This is a genomic window from Aeromicrobium sp. CF4.19 (genome assembly GCF_051262555.1).
GTDB lineage: Bacteria > Actinomycetota > Actinomycetes > Propionibacteriales > Nocardioidaceae > Aeromicrobium.
The window spans coordinates 1-16,691 of the sequence record NZ_JBIMEU010000010.1; the positions used below are offsets into that span (position 1 = coordinate 1).

Annotated in this window: 13 protein-coding genes and 1 pseudogene; 3 read left to right on the forward strand and 11 right to left on the reverse strand. The window is 68.3% G+C overall.

Annotation, left to right across the window (positions count from 1 at the left end; translation table 11 throughout):
• From ACHAAC_RS16145 to fdxA, 5 genes and pseudogenes are all read right to left on the reverse strand, one after another.
• A pseudogene (locus ACHAAC_RS16145) lies at window positions 1-2,706 on the reverse strand (hypothetical protein); the annotation flags it as partial.
• A 193-nt stretch (window positions 2,707-2,899) separates the two neighbouring features.
• A complete protein-coding gene (locus tag ACHAAC_RS16150; RefSeq protein WP_435717342.1) occupies window positions 2,900-5,647 on the reverse strand; it encodes a DNRLRE domain-containing protein in 2,748 nt (915 codons plus the stop codon).
• Between the two features lie 209 nt (window positions 5,648-5,856).
• On the reverse strand, window positions 5,857-5,985 hold the full coding sequence (locus ACHAAC_RS16155; RefSeq protein ID WP_435717343.1) for a hypothetical protein: 129 nt from the start codon (window positions 5,983-5,985) through the stop codon (window positions 5,857-5,859).
• A gap of 132 nt (window positions 5,986-6,117) precedes the next feature.
• Window positions 6,118-7,218: a succinyldiaminopimelate transaminase gene (gene dapC / locus ACHAAC_RS16160; RefSeq protein ID WP_435717399.1), complete on the reverse strand. Its 1,101-nt coding sequence runs from the start codon at window positions 7,216-7,218 to the stop codon at window positions 6,118-6,120.
• A gap of 8 nt (window positions 7,219-7,226) precedes the next feature.
• Window positions 7,227-7,550 carry a ferredoxin gene (gene fdxA / locus ACHAAC_RS16165; protein ID WP_435717344.1) on the reverse strand — a complete coding sequence of 108 codons (324 nt, stop codon included), beginning with the start codon at window positions 7,548-7,550 and terminating at the stop codon, window positions 7,227-7,229.
• Window positions 7,551-7,761: 211 nt separating this feature from the next.
• Between fdxA and ACHAAC_RS16170 the strand changes: the two genes are divergently transcribed.
• Window positions 7,762-8,718: a GNAT family N-acetyltransferase gene (locus ACHAAC_RS16170; RefSeq protein WP_435717345.1), complete on the forward strand. Its 957-nt coding sequence runs from the start codon at window positions 7,762-7,764 to the stop codon at window positions 8,716-8,718.
• 55 nt (window positions 8,719-8,773) lie between these two features.
• Here ACHAAC_RS16170 and ACHAAC_RS16175 read toward each other — a convergent pair whose 3' ends face one another.
• Genes ACHAAC_RS16175 through mshB form a run of 4 tightly spaced genes read right to left on the reverse strand, consistent with a single transcriptional unit; the run spans window position 8,774 to window position 12,700 of the window.
• The gene (locus tag ACHAAC_RS16175) at window positions 8,774-10,849 is read right to left on the reverse strand and encodes a VanW family protein (protein ID WP_435717346.1); all 2,076 of its coding nucleotides are present in this window, start codon (window positions 10,847-10,849) and stop codon (window positions 8,774-8,776) included.
• A complete protein-coding gene (locus ACHAAC_RS16180; protein ID WP_435717347.1) occupies window positions 10,846-11,379 on the reverse strand; it encodes a flavin reductase family protein in 534 nt (177 codons plus the stop codon). Before ACHAAC_RS16180 ends, ACHAAC_RS16175 begins: the two co-directional genes overlap by 4 nt.
• Window positions 11,380-11,388: 9 nt before the next feature.
• Entirely contained in the window at window positions 11,389-11,787 is a 399-nt protein-coding gene (locus tag ACHAAC_RS16185) for a hypothetical protein (RefSeq protein WP_435717348.1), read from the reverse strand.
• A gap of 1 nt (window position 11,788) precedes the next feature.
• Complete coding sequence (mshB, locus tag ACHAAC_RS16190) at window positions 11,789-12,700, reverse strand: N-acetyl-1-D-myo-inositol-2-amino-2-deoxy-alpha-D-glucopyranoside deacetylase (protein WP_435717349.1); 912 nt, start codon at window positions 12,698-12,700, stop codon at window positions 11,789-11,791.
• Between the two features lie 93 nt (window positions 12,701-12,793).
• Between mshB and ACHAAC_RS16195 the strand changes: the two genes are divergently transcribed.
• Window positions 12,794-14,947, forward strand: coding sequence for a prolyl oligopeptidase family serine peptidase (locus ACHAAC_RS16195; protein ID WP_435717350.1), 2,154 nt, complete (start codon window positions 12,794-12,796; stop codon window positions 14,945-14,947).
• Here ACHAAC_RS16195 and ACHAAC_RS16200 read toward each other — a convergent pair.
• On the reverse strand, window positions 14,923-15,288 hold the full coding sequence (locus ACHAAC_RS16200) for a hypothetical protein (protein ID WP_435717351.1): 366 nt from the start codon (window positions 15,286-15,288) through the stop codon (window positions 14,923-14,925). The genes ACHAAC_RS16195 and ACHAAC_RS16200 overlap by 25 nt on opposite strands.
• A 308-nt stretch (window positions 15,289-15,596) precedes the next feature.
• On the opposite strand from ACHAAC_RS16200, the gene ACHAAC_RS16205 reads away from it, so the two are divergent.
• Window positions 15,597-15,896 carry a hypothetical protein gene (locus ACHAAC_RS16205; RefSeq protein ID WP_435717352.1) on the forward strand — a complete coding sequence of 100 codons (300 nt, stop codon included), beginning with the start codon at window positions 15,597-15,599 and terminating at the stop codon, window positions 15,894-15,896.
• Window positions 15,897-16,053: 157 nt separating this feature from the next.
• Here ACHAAC_RS16205 and ACHAAC_RS16210 read toward each other — a convergent pair whose 3' ends face one another.
• Window positions 16,054-16,689: a LysE family translocator gene (locus ACHAAC_RS16210; RefSeq protein WP_435717353.1), complete on the reverse strand. Its 636-nt coding sequence runs from the start codon at window positions 16,687-16,689 to the stop codon at window positions 16,054-16,056.
• Window positions 16,690-16,691: the final 2 nt, after the last annotated feature.

The window sequence follows — 16,691 nt, forward strand, 5'->3', positions numbered from 1 at the left end:
GGCGTTGGTGGCGTAGGAGGTGGTGGTGCACAGGTTGTCTGCACCGGTCGCGGTGTCACCTTCGTCGTGGACCTGGGTGGGCAGGCCGACGCTGTTGTAGGTGGTGCGGACCCTGCTGACCCGGTCTCCCCCGGATTGCAACGGGGTTGTCGTCGCCGTCACCGACGGCTTGACGATTCTGGCCTCGCGGCTGCTGGAGCTCGCGGTGACCGAGGAACGCCAGGGGGCGTTGACGGTGGCTTCCACCAGAGCGCCGCCGCTGCCCAGCTGGGTGCGGGTGCGGCGCTGGAAGCCGGCGTAGTGGTCGTAGTCGACGATGTTGGTGCTGTCGCCGAAGGAGTCGGTGACGGTGACGGACTTGGTGCCGCCGCCCTGCTTGCGGTCGCCGTGCATGCCACGCAGGTAGAGCGAGTGCTCATAGGTCTTGGCGGACTGGTCTCCGACTGTGGTGGAGACGCGGGAGTAGCCGCGCCACTCATTCCAGGTGCGGTTGTCGGACTCGTCGATGGTCGAGGAGGTGTAGTGCCAGCCGTCTCCGCCGCCGTAGCCGTAGGAGGTGAGGACCTCAGGGGAGCTGCCGGTGCTGTCGGTCTCGACCACGGAGTCAACGCGGTACTTGTGGAAGAACTCCAGCTGACGGTCCTCGGTCCACCACGGCTGATACCAGACCGGGAAGCAGCGACGGCTGTTGGAGTCGAGCGAGCTCGCCGACGGAGTGCTGGACTGGCTGCAGTCACGAGCGGAGTAGTTGACGCTGATCAGACCACCGGTGCCGTTGTCGATGCCGTGCACCCGGTAGCGCTGGAACTTCGGCAGCCCATTGTAGTTCTCGACCCGGTTGTGCATGAGGGACTTGGTGAACGTGACTGCCGGCAAGGTGATGTCGTCGCCGACCTTGCCGGTCTGCTGGATCGACTCCAGCGTGAGGGTGCGGGACTCACTGGGCTGATCGGGGTCGACGTTGTCCTCGTGGGTGTTGGAGAACGCCTGCCCGAGCTCCCACTCGTTGACGGCGGAGTAGTCGCCGCTGCCGTTCAGTACCTGGGTGGTGATCTTGGTGAGCCGCTTGCGGGAGAAGAATGTCGGTGCGGTCCGGTCAGCGCAGGAGCTGCTGGATGAGCAGATCTGGTCGAACGGCACGTCCGGCCACTTCGACGCGTTGGAGCTGTTCAAGCCGGTGCAGTCAAAGGAATCGGTCTTGGTGCAGCGCTCCTCAGCGGTGAATGCGACGCGGGCCGGAGCCTTGTCGTCGTTGCCGTGGCGGGTGCCGTACTCGATGGACTTCAGCAACGGGGCGCGGTCGTAGCCGCGGACGGTGTCGTTCTTGTTCGCGCCGTACTTGTTCTTCTCCTGGTCCCAGAACAGCGACATGCTGTTGCCGTTGTTGTCCACGACGTAGTCCAGGCTCCAGCGCCACGCCTGGGTGCAGGAACTGGCCGCGTAGGTGGACTCGTGGCACGGGTCGCCGGCGCGCGCACCGTAGCCGGGCAGGACCGAGACCGAATCGGTGCGCCGGTCATCTGAGGACCAGCGCTTGTTGCGGCCGTAGTAGTAGCGAGTGCCGTCCAGAGTGGTGACGCGCCAGTACTCGCCGTTGCCATCAGCGTTGATGCCGGACTCGGTGAGACGCTCGATTCGGGTGCCGTCATCGGCCTTCATCCGCCACCGATTGCTCGACCCGTCGCGGATGAGCTTCGAGCTCTTGCCGTTGAGCGAGATCGTCAGATTGTCATCACGCCAACACAGGTCACCGACATTCTCCGGAGTGCCCGAGACCTGGTTGCACGGCTCGTAGGTGCGCTCGATGAAACCGGGATCGAGGGAGAAGCCCTCCCCCACCCAGGAGGTCTGGTTGTTCGTGCTGGAGGTGCGCCCATCGACCGAGCCGGAGGAGTAGTCGATCGCGAGGTCCGGCTCCGGCCCATTTAGCCCCGGAGGCGTGTCCAGCGGGTAGGACCAGGTGAAGTCACCGGACTGCCCACCCGCGGTCCACTTCGAGGACGCAGCCAGCGAGGAGGCGGTGTAGTCGCCACTGGATCCGCTGGAGTCAGCCGTGGCCGCGACCATCATCGACGACGCTTCCATCGAGGCGGAGTCTGGTGCGGAGGCTGTCAGAATCTGCTTCGATGAATCGTTGTCCGTCTCAAGTGGGGTCGCCTCGGCACAGTCAGCCACCCCGTCCTGGACCGCGCAGTCCTCGAGCAGGACCAGCCGCAGGCGATCAGACCAGTCGCCGCCGATCGCGCCGGCGAAGTCGGAGTAGTCGACCTTGAGCTGTGCGTCATCCAGTGATGTGTTTTCGCGCGCGGTGCTTGTTCGGGGTGCGGCCTCGGTGGAGCCCTCCTCCTCGGATCCACCGGGGTCGGGCTCAGCAGTGAGTCCGCGGGGACCGGATTCCTCGCCCGGCTCGTCGTCTTCCTGCGGCCGGGGCGGATCGGCAGGTTCAGACGACGGCGACACCGTCGTCGAGGGCTCAGGTGATGAGTCCTGCTCAGGGATCTCAGGCTCGGCGAGGTCGATCTCATAGACCGGGCCGAGTCCGGCAGGTCCGGCAGGGTCGGTGATGCCGACTCGCTGGATCGTCATCGACGGCGCCTCCCCCGTCTGGTCCTCAGACTTCAGGGACAGGCCGGCGACAGGCTTCGACCAGCGGCGCGAGCCGAGGTCCGTCTGCTGCGGCTTGGAGGGCTTGGGCAGCTTGACCATCGGGACAGGATCGGGCGTCTTGGCTGCTGGAAGATCAGTTCCGTTGACCGGGCTCACCGGGACAGGCTTCTCCGGGTCCGGCCGCGGGGCCTTCTCATCAGCCGATGCTGGTACGCCTCCCAGCGGTGTCAGTAGCGAGATGGCGACTGCGAAGGCCGCCGTGTTGATGGTCAGTGACCTCGTCGATGCCATGTCAGCAAGCCCCCGTCTGCACGCACTCGTCGGCGAATCGCCCACGATCGATCAAGTGATTGACATGCATCTCATTGACCGGGAACTGCGCGATCGACAGGTGGTCGACCGCACCGGTCCATCGGTCCGATCCGTCTGAGGCCGCGCCCAGCGTCCAGGTCGGCGCGCTCAGTGCCGGAGCCACGAACGGTGCGTCCGTCAGCACAGCAGAGGTGATGGCTTGCACATCGTTGGCCACCACGAGCTCCATCCGCTCGAAGACCGCGTTGTAGGAGGCGAGGACGAGCATCGTGCCCGGCGCTCCGTCATCTCCGTCAGCCCGCACCTCACGGGCGACCCCGTCGGCACCGCGTAGCCGGAAGACGTACTCGAAGCCCTCACTCGTGCTGACGGCCTCGATCGTGACCGCGTCGGTTCCCTGTTCACCCAGGGACACCGCGGTCATCGAGTCCTCAGATGTTCCCGCCGGGTCCAGGTAGGCGGCGACCGTGAAGGAGGCGTCAAGGTCCAACAGCTGCTCCTGCAGTGCGGGCAGCGTCTGTGTCTGCGGCGTCAGGGCGAGCATCCGATCGATCGTTGGATTACTCGGATCGGTGTCGATGAAGCTCATACGAAGCGCTCGTTCAGCCGTGCCGACCGGGAACTGCGTCCCGTCCGCAGCCGAGGAGGGCCCTTGTTCCTCATCGAAGTCGAACTCCCAGATCGACGATTCATCGATGACCTCGAAGGATCGCTCCACCGGCGCGTCGCTCGGATTGTTCGCCGCGTCATAGGCCCACACACGCAGTGTGTGACGTCCAGCCGGCAGCTGAGGCAACGTGAAGGTCGCCTGCCCGCCGCTGCCGGCATTCACCGTCTTGGCCGGCGGACGTGAGTCGTCATTGACCCGCCACGCGTAGCCGACGGTGTCGTTGCCGTCCCCGGGTCCGACGGTCACCTGCTGCGTCTGTCCCGGTGACCACGAGTCTGGGAACTCACCTTCGAGCGACGGGACGGCCGCCAGGTCCGCGTCGACGAAGAACTTGCACTTCTCGGCGTAGTTGCTTGTTGCTCCGTGGTTGTCCTGCGTGCGATAGCGAAAGCGGTACTCACCCGAGGGCACGGGATCCGTGGGGGCCTTACTGACCGGGAAGTTCCGCACGACCCAGCGGGGCTGAGCGCCATAGGGACTCACGTCCTCACCGTTGCCGTTGTTGCCGATCCTCGAACGTACGGTGTCCTCAGAATCCCGGTCAGAGGCCCTCGCTCGCATCTGCGGCGGCTGGGTCATCCGCCCGAGCCGCGGGTTCGTCGTCAGAGTGCACGGCATGTTGTTGATCGTCGTGCCCACTGGCACCCAGGGAGTGCGGTTGTACTCGATCGACAGACGGAACGTGTGCTTGTAGCGGCGCCAGGCTTGCGGGTTCGTCTCACTCGCCTGCCGGATACCCAAGGCGATCGACTGGTTACGATCGTTCGCCGTCTCCTGGACCCCTGACTTGACGTTCCAGGAGACATCGGCGCCGTTGGCGTTGCAGCCACTGAACGCGACCTGCGATGCGCTGGCCAGATGCTGTCGCCAAGCCGGCTGGTTGTTCCACGTCAACGATGAACTGAACGGGCCCACTTTGTAGACCCGCGTCGCATGCATCGCGCACGACGACGAAAAGGTCATCCTCGCCCGCAGCGTCGCACCGATGATCTGAGTACCTCGAATGGCCTCAGTGTTGAAGCGGAAGAACAGGCGCTTGCGGGAGACGCCGTTGTAGTTCTGATACCCGACGCCCTCACCGTTGGACTTCGTCCACTTGTAGAACGAGGAGTTCGGATGTTGCTGGAAAGCCATCGCCCAGCTGTAGGCACTCGGTGAGACCGACGGATCGACGTACACCGGGTAGGTGACCTCGGAGCCGCTGAGCGCGTCCTCCTCGGGAGTGAGAGCGACGTGCCGGTCGCCGACCTCGAGCTGCACCGGCGAGACGGTGTCACCATCGAGAGGGCCTTCCGTTCTCTCGTCGATCGCTTCAGGACTGGTTGATCGCGCCGGCTGCTGCGTCTCGGCGCCGGCGTCACCACTTGAGTCCCACATGGTGGGTGCAGCCGCGCCACCGACCTCGCGCCCAGACTCATCAAGGACACTCAGACCTTTGGCGCTCGACTGCATCGATCCCTTCTCCACCACGGTGGGAAGCTGCAGACGGTCCAGAGCCGGGTTCTGTGCTGCCTCCTCGTTGTGAACGACCAGCACCTGCCGGATACCGCCGTCGGTGACGGACATTCGCAGATCTACATCGTCGAAGACATCGCTGTACGTTGCGGTCGCTCCGTCGAGGCGTGGCTCCGGCAGGTCCTCGACCCACGACATCGTCGTTGTGACACCCGACAGACTGATCCTCGAAAGAGCGTCGTCGCCACCGCCTGAGAGCTCAACCGGGAAGGGTGAAGCCTTCGGCCGGATCACGCCATCGACCGACTCCAGCGTCAAATCGACCGGCGTCCAACCGCCATCCTGACGGACCCGCACGGGCGAGACAGCGATCTCACGAGTCAAGGTGCCCGACGGGTTGGCGTACACGGTGTCGGTGGGAGTCCGTGCACTCTCGATCTCGACGGGCTCACCCGTTGTGTCTGCCTGAGCGAACTCCGTCGCGAACGCGATCGCTCGCGCCTCCTGCACCGTGCCGAGACTTACCAGCCCGCCAGCGGTCACAGCGAGCGCAGTTGCTGCGGCTATTGCGCCGAATCGGCCCGATTTGAGAATGCCCAGCATCGATTGCGGCACAGATCCCCCGAATGAATCGCCAAAATTACGCGACTCACGCTGTCACTCCGCAAGCTATTTGTCTCAAGAACATGAGAATTCGATGAGAAGGCTTGCAGGAGCAACTGTGAGCAACGCCAATTGGCGACTGGGATTCCAATGGCCAGCATCAGCTATCGGTCCAGAAAATTCGTCCCGACGCATCAGAACACCCTCAGTCAGTCGTCAGGTTCGAACAACTTCGTCGGCACGGCATCGACCGCAAGAGACCGCGACCGCTGATGATCATGCCCCTTGCTGGCCGAGCAGCCCTTGAACGGCCCTTGGGGTTCGGTGAGGACGTTCATGTGGAAACCCCCTTGGCGTAGACCAAGGTCGACGAACGAGCCACCGTCAACTGCACGTGTGTCAGCTGTCAGCGTGATTCGGCGGGAGCTCCGACGGCTGGTCAGGAAGGCCGCTACCTTGAGGAGCGGCGGTCAGACGAGGCGGGACACCGCGGACTCGATCCGCTCGTCGGTGGCGGTCAGGGCGATGCGCACGTGCTCGCCACCTCGCGGGCCGTAGAAGTCACCCGGGGCGGCCAGGATCCCGCGATCGGCGAGCCAGTCGATGGTCGCGCGGCAGGGCTCGCCCCGCGTCGCCCACAGGTACAGCGACGCCTCGGAGTGGTCGATCCGGAACCCAGCGGCGAGCAGGGCCCGACGCAGGGCGTCCCGACGTGCCGCGTACGTGGAGCGCTGGGCCCGGACGTGCTCGTCGTCGTCCAGCGCCGCGGTCATGGCGCGCTGCACCGGCGTCGGCACCATGAAGCCCAGGTGCTTGCGGACGGCGAGCAGCTCACCGATGACGGCGCGGTCACCGGCGACGAACGCCGCGCGGTAGCCGGCGAGGTTCGAGCGCTTGGAGAGCGAGTGCACGGCGAGCAGACCCTGGTGGGAGCCGCCGCACACGTCCGGGTGCAGCACCGAGACGGGCTCGTCCTCCCAGCCGAACTCCAGGTAGCACTCGTCGGAGACCAGCAGGGCACCACGATCGCGGGCCCACTGCACCACCTTGCGCAGGTGCTCGAGGCCGAGCACCTGACCGTGCGGGTTGGCGGGAGAGTTGATGTAGACGAGGGCCGGGGCCTCCGGGCCCATCGCCACGGTGGAGTCGGTGGCCACGACCCGACAGCCTGCGTACCGCGCGCCGACCTCGTACGTCGGATAGGCCAGCTCCGGGATGACGACGGTGTCCTGCGGACCGAGACCCAGCTGGGTGGGCAGGTTGGCGATGAGCTCCTTGGAGCCCATCGTCATCAGGACCTGGTCGACGTCCAGGCCGCTGACTCCGGCGCGACGTTCCAGCCAGTCGACGATGGAGCGGCGGACCGCCTCCGGGCCGAGGACGGTCGGGTAGCCGGGCGAGTCCGCTGCGGACACGAGCGCTTCACGGACGACGGCCGGCGTCGGGTCCACGGGGGTGCCGATGGACAGGTCGACGAGCCCGTCCGGATGCTCCGCGGCCCGCATCTTGGCCGCGGCGATCGTGTCCCACGGGAAGTCGGGGAAGCGGTCCGAGACCTGCCCGCCGGCCATCTCGCGCGTCACTCCTGGTTCTGGGGTGGGAGCACCTCGATGATGGGGTGGTCCTTGTCGATGACCCCCGTGCGAGCCGCGCCGCCGGGCGAGCCCAGGTCGTCGAAGAAGTTGACGTTCGCGTCGTAGTACTCCTTCCACTCCGACGGGGTGTCGTCCTCGTAGAAGATTGCCTCGACGGGGCAGACCGGCTCGCACGCACCGCAGTCGACGCACTCGTCGGGGTGGATGTAGAGCATCCGCTTGCCCTCGTAGATGCAGTCGACGGGACACTCGTCCACACATGCGAGGTCCTTGACGTCCACACATGGCTGGGCGATCACGTAGGTCACGACATCTCCTTCGACGGGGTCGACCGATGGGCCGACGTCCAGTATCGCCCCCGGGGCCAAGGGTCCCGGACGGGGGTTCACCACGTGGAACGCCTGTGCTGCGGGCCACACCGCTGTGACAGGATCCAGGCATGAGCGAGCGCCAGCGAGCGAAAGATAGACTCCTCATGCGAGCACGCTCCTACTGTGGTTTTTCCGAGGACGTGGTCGCATGAGCGACCCTGCCGACCTGCTCGGACGCCGGGTCACGGTGCGCCACCGGATCGATGGGCGTGGCCCCTCCACGACCGACGTGGTGGGCCGTGTGCTGGAGGCGGACCGACGGTCCCTGGTGGTGGAACGGCGGGACGGTTCGGTCGTGAGGGTCGATGTCGGCACCGTGGTGGCGCTCAAGGTGGTGCCGGACCGTCCCGCGCGGTCCCGACCCGCGGCAGCGATCACCCCCGAGGAGCTCACCCGCGTGACGTCGCGCGGCTGGCCGGCACCGGACTCCGAGCCGCTGGGCGACTGGGAGCTGCGCGCCGCCGGGGCGTTCACCGGGCGGGCCAACTCGGTCGCCGTGCACGGCGATCCGGGAACGTCGCTCGAGGCGGCACTGGAGGTCGTCCTCGCCTTCTATGCGCGCCGCGACCTGCCGCCACAGGCACAGGTGGTGGTGGGCTCGACCTGGGACAGCCGCTTCACGGCCGCGGGCTGGACCCGCAAGGAGGGCTACCGGGGTGGCGCCCTCGTGCAGGTCGCCGACGTGCCGACGGCACCGGACCCGGACCCCCGGGTGGACATCGGCCCCGCGGCCGGCGACAGCTGGCTGGCCCGGTACGAACGGGTCGAGGACGTCGAGGCCGCCCGCGCGGTGCTCGAGGGCCCCCGCACCGTCGGGTTCGCCGAGCTGGCGTCACCAGGAGGCGAGACGCTCGGCGTGGGGCGGGTCGTCGTCACCGGTGAGTGGGCGGGTCTGGCGGCCGTGGAGACCCGACCCGACCTGCGGCGCCAGGGCCTGGGCCGGGCGATCGTGAGGTCGTGCCTGGCGTGGGCCGTCCAGCGGGGGGCGACGCGGGCCTATCTGCAGACGATGACCGACAACACCGCCGCCCTCGGGCTCTACGCGCCGTTCGGGTTCACGACCCACCACGAGTACGCCTACCTCGTGCCACCGACCGCGCACTGAGCCCACCGCCGCCGCGCGTCGGCTCCGATCGGACGGTCAGCCGTGGTGGACCGTCTCAGTCGTCGTCGTCCTCGTCGTCCTCGTCCGGGCGGGGGCCGCAGACGACCCGGTCGGCGGCCTGGTAGTTGGCCGTGACCGTCTCGGACTTCACCGTCTGGCCGTTCTGCTTGAACGTGCGGTAGATGTCGATGTCGAAACCGCCGATCGGCGACTGCGGGACGCAGGCGTCCGACTCGTCGTAGCGCAGGCCCGGTGAGCGGGCGTTGCGGCGCTCGGAGGCGCCGGCCTCGATGTCCCACACCTTGGTGCTCCACATCTCGACCCGCATGGTCCCGCGCGAGCCCGGGGTGCTCGGATCGATCGAGGCCTTGATGAGGACACCGTGGTCGGTGGAGTTCTTGAACTGCAGGTCCAACGATCCGAAGTAGACCGTGGCCTCACGGCCCACCGGGTAGCGGTCGATGTAGAAGGCGTGCGGGTGGTGCTCGACGTCGTCGAGCCCGGCGAAGAACGCGGCGTTGTAGGTGGTGGTGACCACCTGCGAGACGCCCCCGCCCAGCTCGTCGCGGAACTGGCCCCCGTTGATGACCGAGCCGGTGGTGAAGCCACCGGCCTCGGTGCGCTCGCCGACGGTGTCGTTGAAGCTGAAGGTCTCCCCCGGCTTCAGCAGGGTGCCGTCGATGAGCTCGGCGGCACGCCCCTGGTTGGTGTTGCGGTAGTCCGCGTGGGGGTAGTAGGTCTCGAACTCGCTGACCCGCTCCTTGATGCCGAGCTTCTCCGCGTCCTCGGTGGTGAACTCCGGCTCCACGACCGTGGCCTCGATCTGCACGACGCGACCGTCGCCGGTCTCGGTGAGGGCCGGGACGAGCTTCTCGGACATCTCCTGAGGCTGCAGGCCCACGCCCTCCTTGCCGGGGATGACCTCGGGCTTGCCGTCCACGATGTCGACCGAGGCGTCGACGGCACGCTCGCCGATGCCGGTCGTGGCGTCGGTCAGCGGCTCGGCCAGCTCCTCGGGGTCGATCTCGGGAACCATGGACCCCTCACGCACCCGCACGCTCAGGGCCGGCGCATAGGCGGTGACGGGCAGCTCGACCTCGTCCTCGTCGCCCACCTCGATGACGACCGGGCCGCTCACGGCCGGCTCCGCGATGGTCTCCATCGCGTCCGCGAGACCGTCTGCGTCCACGGCCGGCTCGACCGCCTCGGTGGGGACGTCGACCGGCTCGGTCTGGACGAGGTAGGACCCGCGGATGGTCCGGGCCGCGGCCTCGGCGTCGACCGCCAGGCCGGGCTCGGGCTCGCGGGCCTTGGGCTCCGCGTCGGGGAAGGTGATGAGAGCCTCGACCACCTCCACCTGGACGGTCTCGCTGATCCGTTCCACAGTGCTCTCGAGGTCGCCGGCGTCGACGTCCAGCGCGGGCGCGTGGTCGTGCGAGCCGAAGAACAGGCGCGCCATGTCGCGCGGGTCCCACGACCGCTGCCCCCCGGCCTCGTCGATGCTGCGGTCCAGGTCGAAGGCCAGTCCGGCGTCGGCGGGCTCGATCTCGAACTCCTGCGTCTCGCCGTCGCGTGTGTGCACGAGCTGGATCGGCTCGTCCTCGCGCGGGGTGAGCTCGGCGTCCACGGCGTCACGGGCCTCGGCCGGTGACATCCCACCGACGTCGACCCCGCCGATCGTGGCGTCGGCCGGCATGCGGGACCCGGTCAGCGCGTAGCCGACGAGGTAGAGGGCTCCCAGCGCCAGGACGGCGCCGAGCAGGATCTTGCGTCCGAGCCGCCGCTTGCGGGGCTGGTCGGCGACGTCGTCGTCCTCGGTCCAGTCCGCTCGGAGGCCGGGAGCCAGGACGGTTCCCTCGTGGTCGCGGGGGACATCGCCGTGAGTCTCCTCGGCGGGATGATCGGTGGTCTCGTCGCCCTCGTCGGCTGCCTGGTCCGCATCATCGGGTGCGAGGTCGTCGACGACGACGCTCTCCTCGCCCCCGGGCCGGCCGAGCGCCGCCTCGTCGGCTGCGCCACCCTCGGGGACGTCCGTCGAGTCGTCCTGCGTCGGGTCGGAGCCGGCGGCGTCGTCGACGGGCTCGCCCGTCCGCCGGTCCTCGCCGTCACCGGGCCGCTGCTCGTCGGTCATGCTCCACCTTCGTAGATCGTCTTCTCGCTCTCGCTGGACCGCACGATCGTGCCGTAGTGCGATCGGTAGTACAACAGGGGTGCGTCCTCCGCCTCGGGGACGGCAGCCGCCGTGACCTCGCCGACGAGGATCGTGTGGTCCCCGGCGACGTGGGCGTCGGTTGTCCGGCACTCCAGCCAGGCGAGCGACTCGTCGAGCAGCGCCACCCCACTGGTTCCACGGTGGTGCGCGATGCCGTCGAGCTGGTCCTCCAGGGGCCGGCCGCGGTTCGCGAACCAGGCCGAGGCCTTCCGACCGCTCTCGGAGAGGATCGAGACACCCCAGTGCCCGGTGTCGAGCACGGCCTCGTGGAACCGGCTGGTGCGGTGCGAGCAGACCAGCACCAACGGCGGATCGAGCGAGACCGACGTGAAGGCGCTCGCCGTCATGGCGTGGTCCACGCCGTACTGCACGGTCGTCACGACGGTGACGCCGCTGGCAAAGCGGCCAAGCGCCAGCCGGAACGCGGCGTCGTCGATGGGATCCCTCACCGTTCCAGACTAGTTGGGAGGTGTTCGGGCACCCACGTCGGCCGAGCGGCGACTCGATCCACGACGTCGCGTCCCCGGCGGCCCGGGGTGCATCGCGACCACGAGGGCGATGCCGCCCAGGCCGAGCACCAGGAACGTCCATCCGAGGACGTCGCCGGCCACGAGGTAGCTGCCCGGGCTGGCCGACTGCTGCAGCAGCACCATGAGCGTCCACCCCAGCCCGAACCATGCCGCACCGGCGCGCACCAGACCCGCCCCGGCCCAGGCCACGGCCGTCGTCGCGGCCAGGGCGAGCACCAGCCCCCACGGCACGTCCACGCCGCCGAGGTCGTGGGCGTGCCGGTGGACGACGGCGCCGAGGATCCCCGTGACCAGCCCGAGCAGGGTCAGGCCCGCGCGGCGCAGCACCTCAGTCGAGACCGGCGAACAGGTCGTGCTCGAACGGCGAGCCGTCGGCAGGCGCCGCATCGCCCTTGACGAGGCGGTAGAACTCGGTGCCCCACGCACGCTGGGCGACGTCGTTGGAGAGGGCGAAGAACGGTCCGTCGACGGCGATCTGGGTGGCGTGGGCGCGCATCGCGTCCATCTTGGCGTCGACCCACGGCGCCCCGTCGACGACGGCGTCGAGGTCCTCGTCCTCCAGCGCGAACGGCGGAAGGTTGTCGGGATCCATGCCCTCCATGAAGGACAGATCCCCCGCCGCACGGATCTCCTTGATGCCGGTACGCATCGCGGAGGCCGACATCGCCGTCCAGTAAATCTTGGCGACGTCCCACGGCTCCCCCAGGTCGCGGCGGTAGGACCGCGCGGCGGCGAGCGAGGCAGCGTAGTGCGCGACCCGGTGGGCCTGGACGTGGTCCGGGTGCCCGTAGTTGCCGAACTCGTCGTACGTCACGAGGACCTGGGGACGCACCTCACGGATGACCTCGACGAGGTGGTTCGCGGCCTCGGTGAGGTCGGCGTGCCAGAAGGCGTCGGCCGTGGTGTCGTCGGCGGCGGTGGCGTTGCCGTTCTCGTCCCACTTCATGCCGGAGTCCCGGTAGTGCCCCTGGCCGCCGAGGAACCGGTGGTCGGTGACGCCGAGGATCCGCATCGCCTCGGCGAGCTCGCCCACCCGGTGTGGACCGAGCCCGTCCTCCTGGTCCGCGGCGAGGTGCTCCAGCTCGGGGACGAGGACCTCGCCCATCTCGCCGAGCGTGCAGGTGACCAGGGTGACGTTGGCCCCCTCGCTGAGGTACTTCGCCATGGTGGCGCCGTTGTTGATGGTCTCGTCGTCCGGATGAGCGTGGACGAGCAGGAGACGACGATCGGGCAGGGCCATGGTCGAATCCTACTGAGGGGGACGGACACGACGACCACGGCCGGCGTCGGAGGCCACGACGTGCCGGCCCGCCCGGATGGTTGGATCGGGAGCATGACCTCCTACCCGCGCCTGGCCGCCCGGACCGCTCGCTTCACCCTGGGGATCCCCCGAGACATCACCGTCTCCCCCGACGGTGGGACGGTCCGCTTCCTGCGGACGCCGGACGGGGTCACGCGCACGGGGCAGCTCTGGGAGCACGACGTCGAGAGCGGGCACGAGCGGGTGCTCGTCGATCCGGACGTACTGCTCGGCGCCGCGGGCGAGCAGCTCTCGGCCGAGGAGCGAGCCCGGCGGGAGCGGACGCGGGAGGGTGGCGCCGGGCTGGTCGGGTACAGCGTCGACCGCGCCGGACGGCAGGCCACCTTCGCCCTGTCCGCCCGTGCCTGGCACGTCGACCTGCAGACTGCGCAGGTCACCGGCCTGCCCAGCACCGGCGACGTCGTCGATCCGCGCATCGATCCCACCGGACGCCGGGTGGCGTACGCGGCCGGCCGGGCGCTGCGCGTCGTCGAGCTCGACACCGAGGACCCGACGGCTGCTGATCGTGCGCTCGTCGAGCCCGAGACCGACACCCAGGTGTGGGGACTGGCGGACTTCATCGCCGCCGAGGAGCAGTCACGCTTCCGGGGGTTCTGGTGGGCGCCTGACGGGGAGTCGTTGCTCGTGGAGCACTACGACGAGGCCCCGGTGCAGACGTGGTACGTCAGCGACCCCGAGCACCCGGAACGCCCTGCCGTGGCGCAGCGCTACCCGGCCGCCGGCACCCCCAACGCGCAGGTGAGTCTCTGGCACGTCGCCCTGTCCGGCGCCCGGACGGAGGTCGCGTGGGACCACAACGCCTTCGAGTACCTCACCAGCGTCACCTGGACCGAGCACGGCGCACCGGTGGTGCAGGTCATGAGCCGTGACCAGCGCACGGCACAGGTGCTCGCCGTGGACGTCACCGACGGGAGCACGTCGGTGCTGCGTGAGCTGTCCGACGAGGCATGGGTCGAGGTCACCAGCGCCCCCCGGTTTGCGCCGGGCGGGCACCTGGTGGGCGTGGAGGACGTCGACGGGACGCGCCGGCTCGTGGTCGACGGCCGACCGGTGGGCGACGCGACGTGGCAGGTGCGCGGCATCGTGAGCACCCACCCCGACGCCGTCGTCGTCACCGCGTCGGACGAGCCGACGGAGGTCCAGGTCCTCCGCATCGGTCTCGACGGCACGACCCAGCCGATGACCACGGGCGCCGCCGTCCACGCCGCCGTCATCGGCGGGGGTGCCGGGTCCGACGCCAGCACGTCGCACGGGCAGGCTGCTGCCGGCCCCACGACCGTCATCGTCCGGTCGGCCCTGGAGGCCGTCGGCACCACGGTCACCGTCCACCGGGACGGAGCCGAGCCGCAGCACGTGACCGTCGCGTCCGAGCCCCCTCCGTTCGAGCCGCAGGTGACCCTCATGCACGCGGGCGGGCGCTCCCTGCGCACGGCGGTGCTCTTCCCGCGGGACCACGTGCCGGGCTCGCGTCGCCTGCCGGTGCTGATGGACCCCTACGGCGGCCCCCACGCCCAGCGGGTGCTCGCCAACGCCCGGATGTTCCTGGAGCCGCAGTGGCTCGCCGACCAAGGATTCTGCGTCGTCGTCGCCGACGGTCGCGGCACCCCCGGGCGCGGTGCCGCCTGGGAGCGCGAGGTGCTGGACGCGCTCGCCGAGGTCACGCTCGCCGACCAGGTCGACGCCCTCGAGGCGGTCGCCGACCAGTTCCCCGACGACGTCGACACCACGCGCGTGGGCATCACCGGGTGGTCGTACGGCGGCTACCTCTCGGCCCTGGCCGTGCTGGCCCGGCCCGACGTGTTCCACGTGGCCGTCGCCGGGGCTCCCGTCACCGAGTGGCGGCTCTACGACACGTGCTACACCGAGCGCTACCTGGGCGACCCGGCCCGACGCCCCGAGGTCTACGACCGCAACTCCCTGCTGCCGCTGGCCGAGCGGCTCGAGCGGCCGCTCATGCTCGTGCACGGGCTCGCGGACGACAACGTCGTGGCGGCCCACACCCTGCAGCTATCCTCCGCCCTGCTCGCGGCGGGCCGCCCCCACACGGTGCTCCCCCTCTCCGGCGTCACGCACATGACGACGGCCGAGGTGGTGGCGGAGAACCTCAAGCTGCTCCAGGTCGACTTCCTGCAGGAGCACCTTCAGCCCCGGGCGAACAGGCCATGACCGATGGACCCGGGCCTGACACCCGGGGGGACGGCGAACAGCGCCGAGCCGACGTGCCTGATGCACTCGTTCAGCGCATCGTCACGCAGGCTGCGCTGCACCGTGCTGAACTGCTCCGGCGACGCGACGAAGGCGATGAAGAACAGGCCCGCCGCGATCTGGCCGAGGTCGTTGTTGTCCCGCACGGAGTTGAACCCACGACGCAGCATCTGCTGCCCCCCTTCGCGTCCGGGTGAGCGAGCCGGATGTGCGCCGTGGCCGGGATGACATGACCGGTGGCGGCCGAGGCCAGGCCGAAGTCCGGCTCGTCCATCTCCTCGGACCCTTCCAGCGGCGCCCATCTCAGCGCTTCGTCCTGCTCCAGTGTCGAGGCTCGCGCACCGCCGATCAGTGTCGTGCCCTCACTGTCTCAGAACTCACCGACGAGGCCGGGGGTGAGACATCACAAATGAGAGGGGGTTTTGAGAATCGCGATCCGCTGCGATCCCGGGTTCGCCTCGAACGCCAGCCGAATTCGGGTCACGTGTCGCAAAAACGTCCGATTCTGAGACACCCGTCCGATTGCTTGTGGTCAATCCGACCGACAGCAGGAGGCAGAGTCGGGGCATATCTGCTGGACATTGGCCACTCAGCGATCTTGACTTGAATTATGGACACATACGAGATTCAGGCACCGAAGTACACCTCGGGTCTGCACAACACAACGACAGAGCTCGCTCGCGTTGTCGCGTTCTGGTACGGGTGGCGCGTCGACGAAGACGACGCGATCCATGGCGACGGAGCGACTACGGTGGCCGAATCGATGATCGAGCTAGGCGATCGGATGAAAGCGGCCGGTTGGTTCGTCACTGCTGAACACTCTGATCGGCTCGTTGGGGTCGGATGGAGCTTCGTTCCCAGCGACCCAGTCGAAGGCGCGACCGTCTTGGCTGCGGCCGACATCGAGTAGTCCGTGGCCTGTCAGCCGATCACTTTCGGTGGAGAGTTCGGCGCGTGTTGCATTGGCGTGTCGGACCGTTCGCGACTGAGCGGCCACATCGCACCAGAAACGACCGATTTTGGTTCACCCGATCGCTGGCGTAGCCACTGATCGAGAGGGCACTGCCTCAGTGCGAGGGGCGCTGAACGAGCAGGCCCACGCCGAACGCCGCGAGGAGTCCACCACCACCGCGAAGGATATTCCGGACGACCTTGGCATTTCTAAGCATGGCTCCTGCTGCACCGAAGACCATGGCGTAAACAACTAGTCCGCAGAACCCGATGACGGCGAACACCATTCCCAGGACAAAGGCGTCGATGGGAGCGCTGGCGCTAGTAAGGAACTGGGGAATGATACTCGCGTACACGAGGACAGTCTTCGGGTTGGACAGGTCGCTGATCAATCCTTCCCGGAACGCCCGTCGGTGTGCGACCGGTCGTCCGCGACCCGGGCCCTCGGCGACGTCCTCCGTAGGAAGCTCCCGGCTCATGATGAGCCGGACTCCTAAATAGATGAGATACGCGGCACCGACGACCCGGACAACATCGAAGGCGATCTGCGAGGAAACTAGGACCGCCGTGAGACCAACCACCGACATCGTCGCCCAGATTAGATCTGCCGAAAGAACGCCGAGGGCGGTAACCAGTGCCGATCGACGACTTCGCATCATGGCGCTCTTGAGCACCAGAATGACCGCCGGACCAGGAATCGCTACCAGCACCGCCGACAGGGCGGCGAACGCCAGGATCGTGTCAACACTCACTG

Bases quoted from the DNA above. Each gene is read 5' to 3' on its own strand.
- ACHAAC_RS16150 (WP_435717342.1), bottom strand. From the start codon at position 5,647: ATGCTGGGCATTCTCAAATCGGGCCGATTCGGCGCAATAGCCGCAGCA.
- ACHAAC_RS16155 (WP_435717343.1), bottom strand. From the start codon at position 5,985: ATGAACGTCCTCACCGAACCCCAAGGGCCGTTCAAGGGCTGCTCGGCC.
- dapC (WP_435717399.1), bottom strand. From the start codon at position 7,218: ATGGCCGGCGGGCAGGTCTCGGACCGCTTCCCCGACTTCCCGTGGGAC.
- ACHAAC_RS16170 (WP_435717345.1), top strand. From the start codon at position 7,762: ATGAGCGACCCTGCCGACCTGCTCGGACGCCGGGTCACGGTGCGCCAC.
- ACHAAC_RS16175 (WP_435717346.1), bottom strand. From the start codon at position 10,849: ATGACCGACGAGCAGCGGCCCGGTGACGGCGAGGACCGGCGGACGGGC.
- mshB (WP_435717349.1), bottom strand. From the start codon at position 12,700: ATGGCCCTGCCCGATCGTCGTCTCCTGCTCGTCCACGCTCATCCGGAC.
- ACHAAC_RS16195 (WP_435717350.1), top strand. From the start codon at position 12,794: ATGACCTCCTACCCGCGCCTGGCCGCCCGGACCGCTCGCTTCACCCTG.
- ACHAAC_RS16200 (WP_435717351.1), bottom strand. From the start codon at position 15,288: ATGGGCGCCGCTGGAAGGGTCCGAGGAGATGGACGAGCCGGACTTCGG.
- ACHAAC_RS16205 (WP_435717352.1), top strand. From the start codon at position 15,597: ATGGACACATACGAGATTCAGGCACCGAAGTACACCTCGGGTCTGCAC.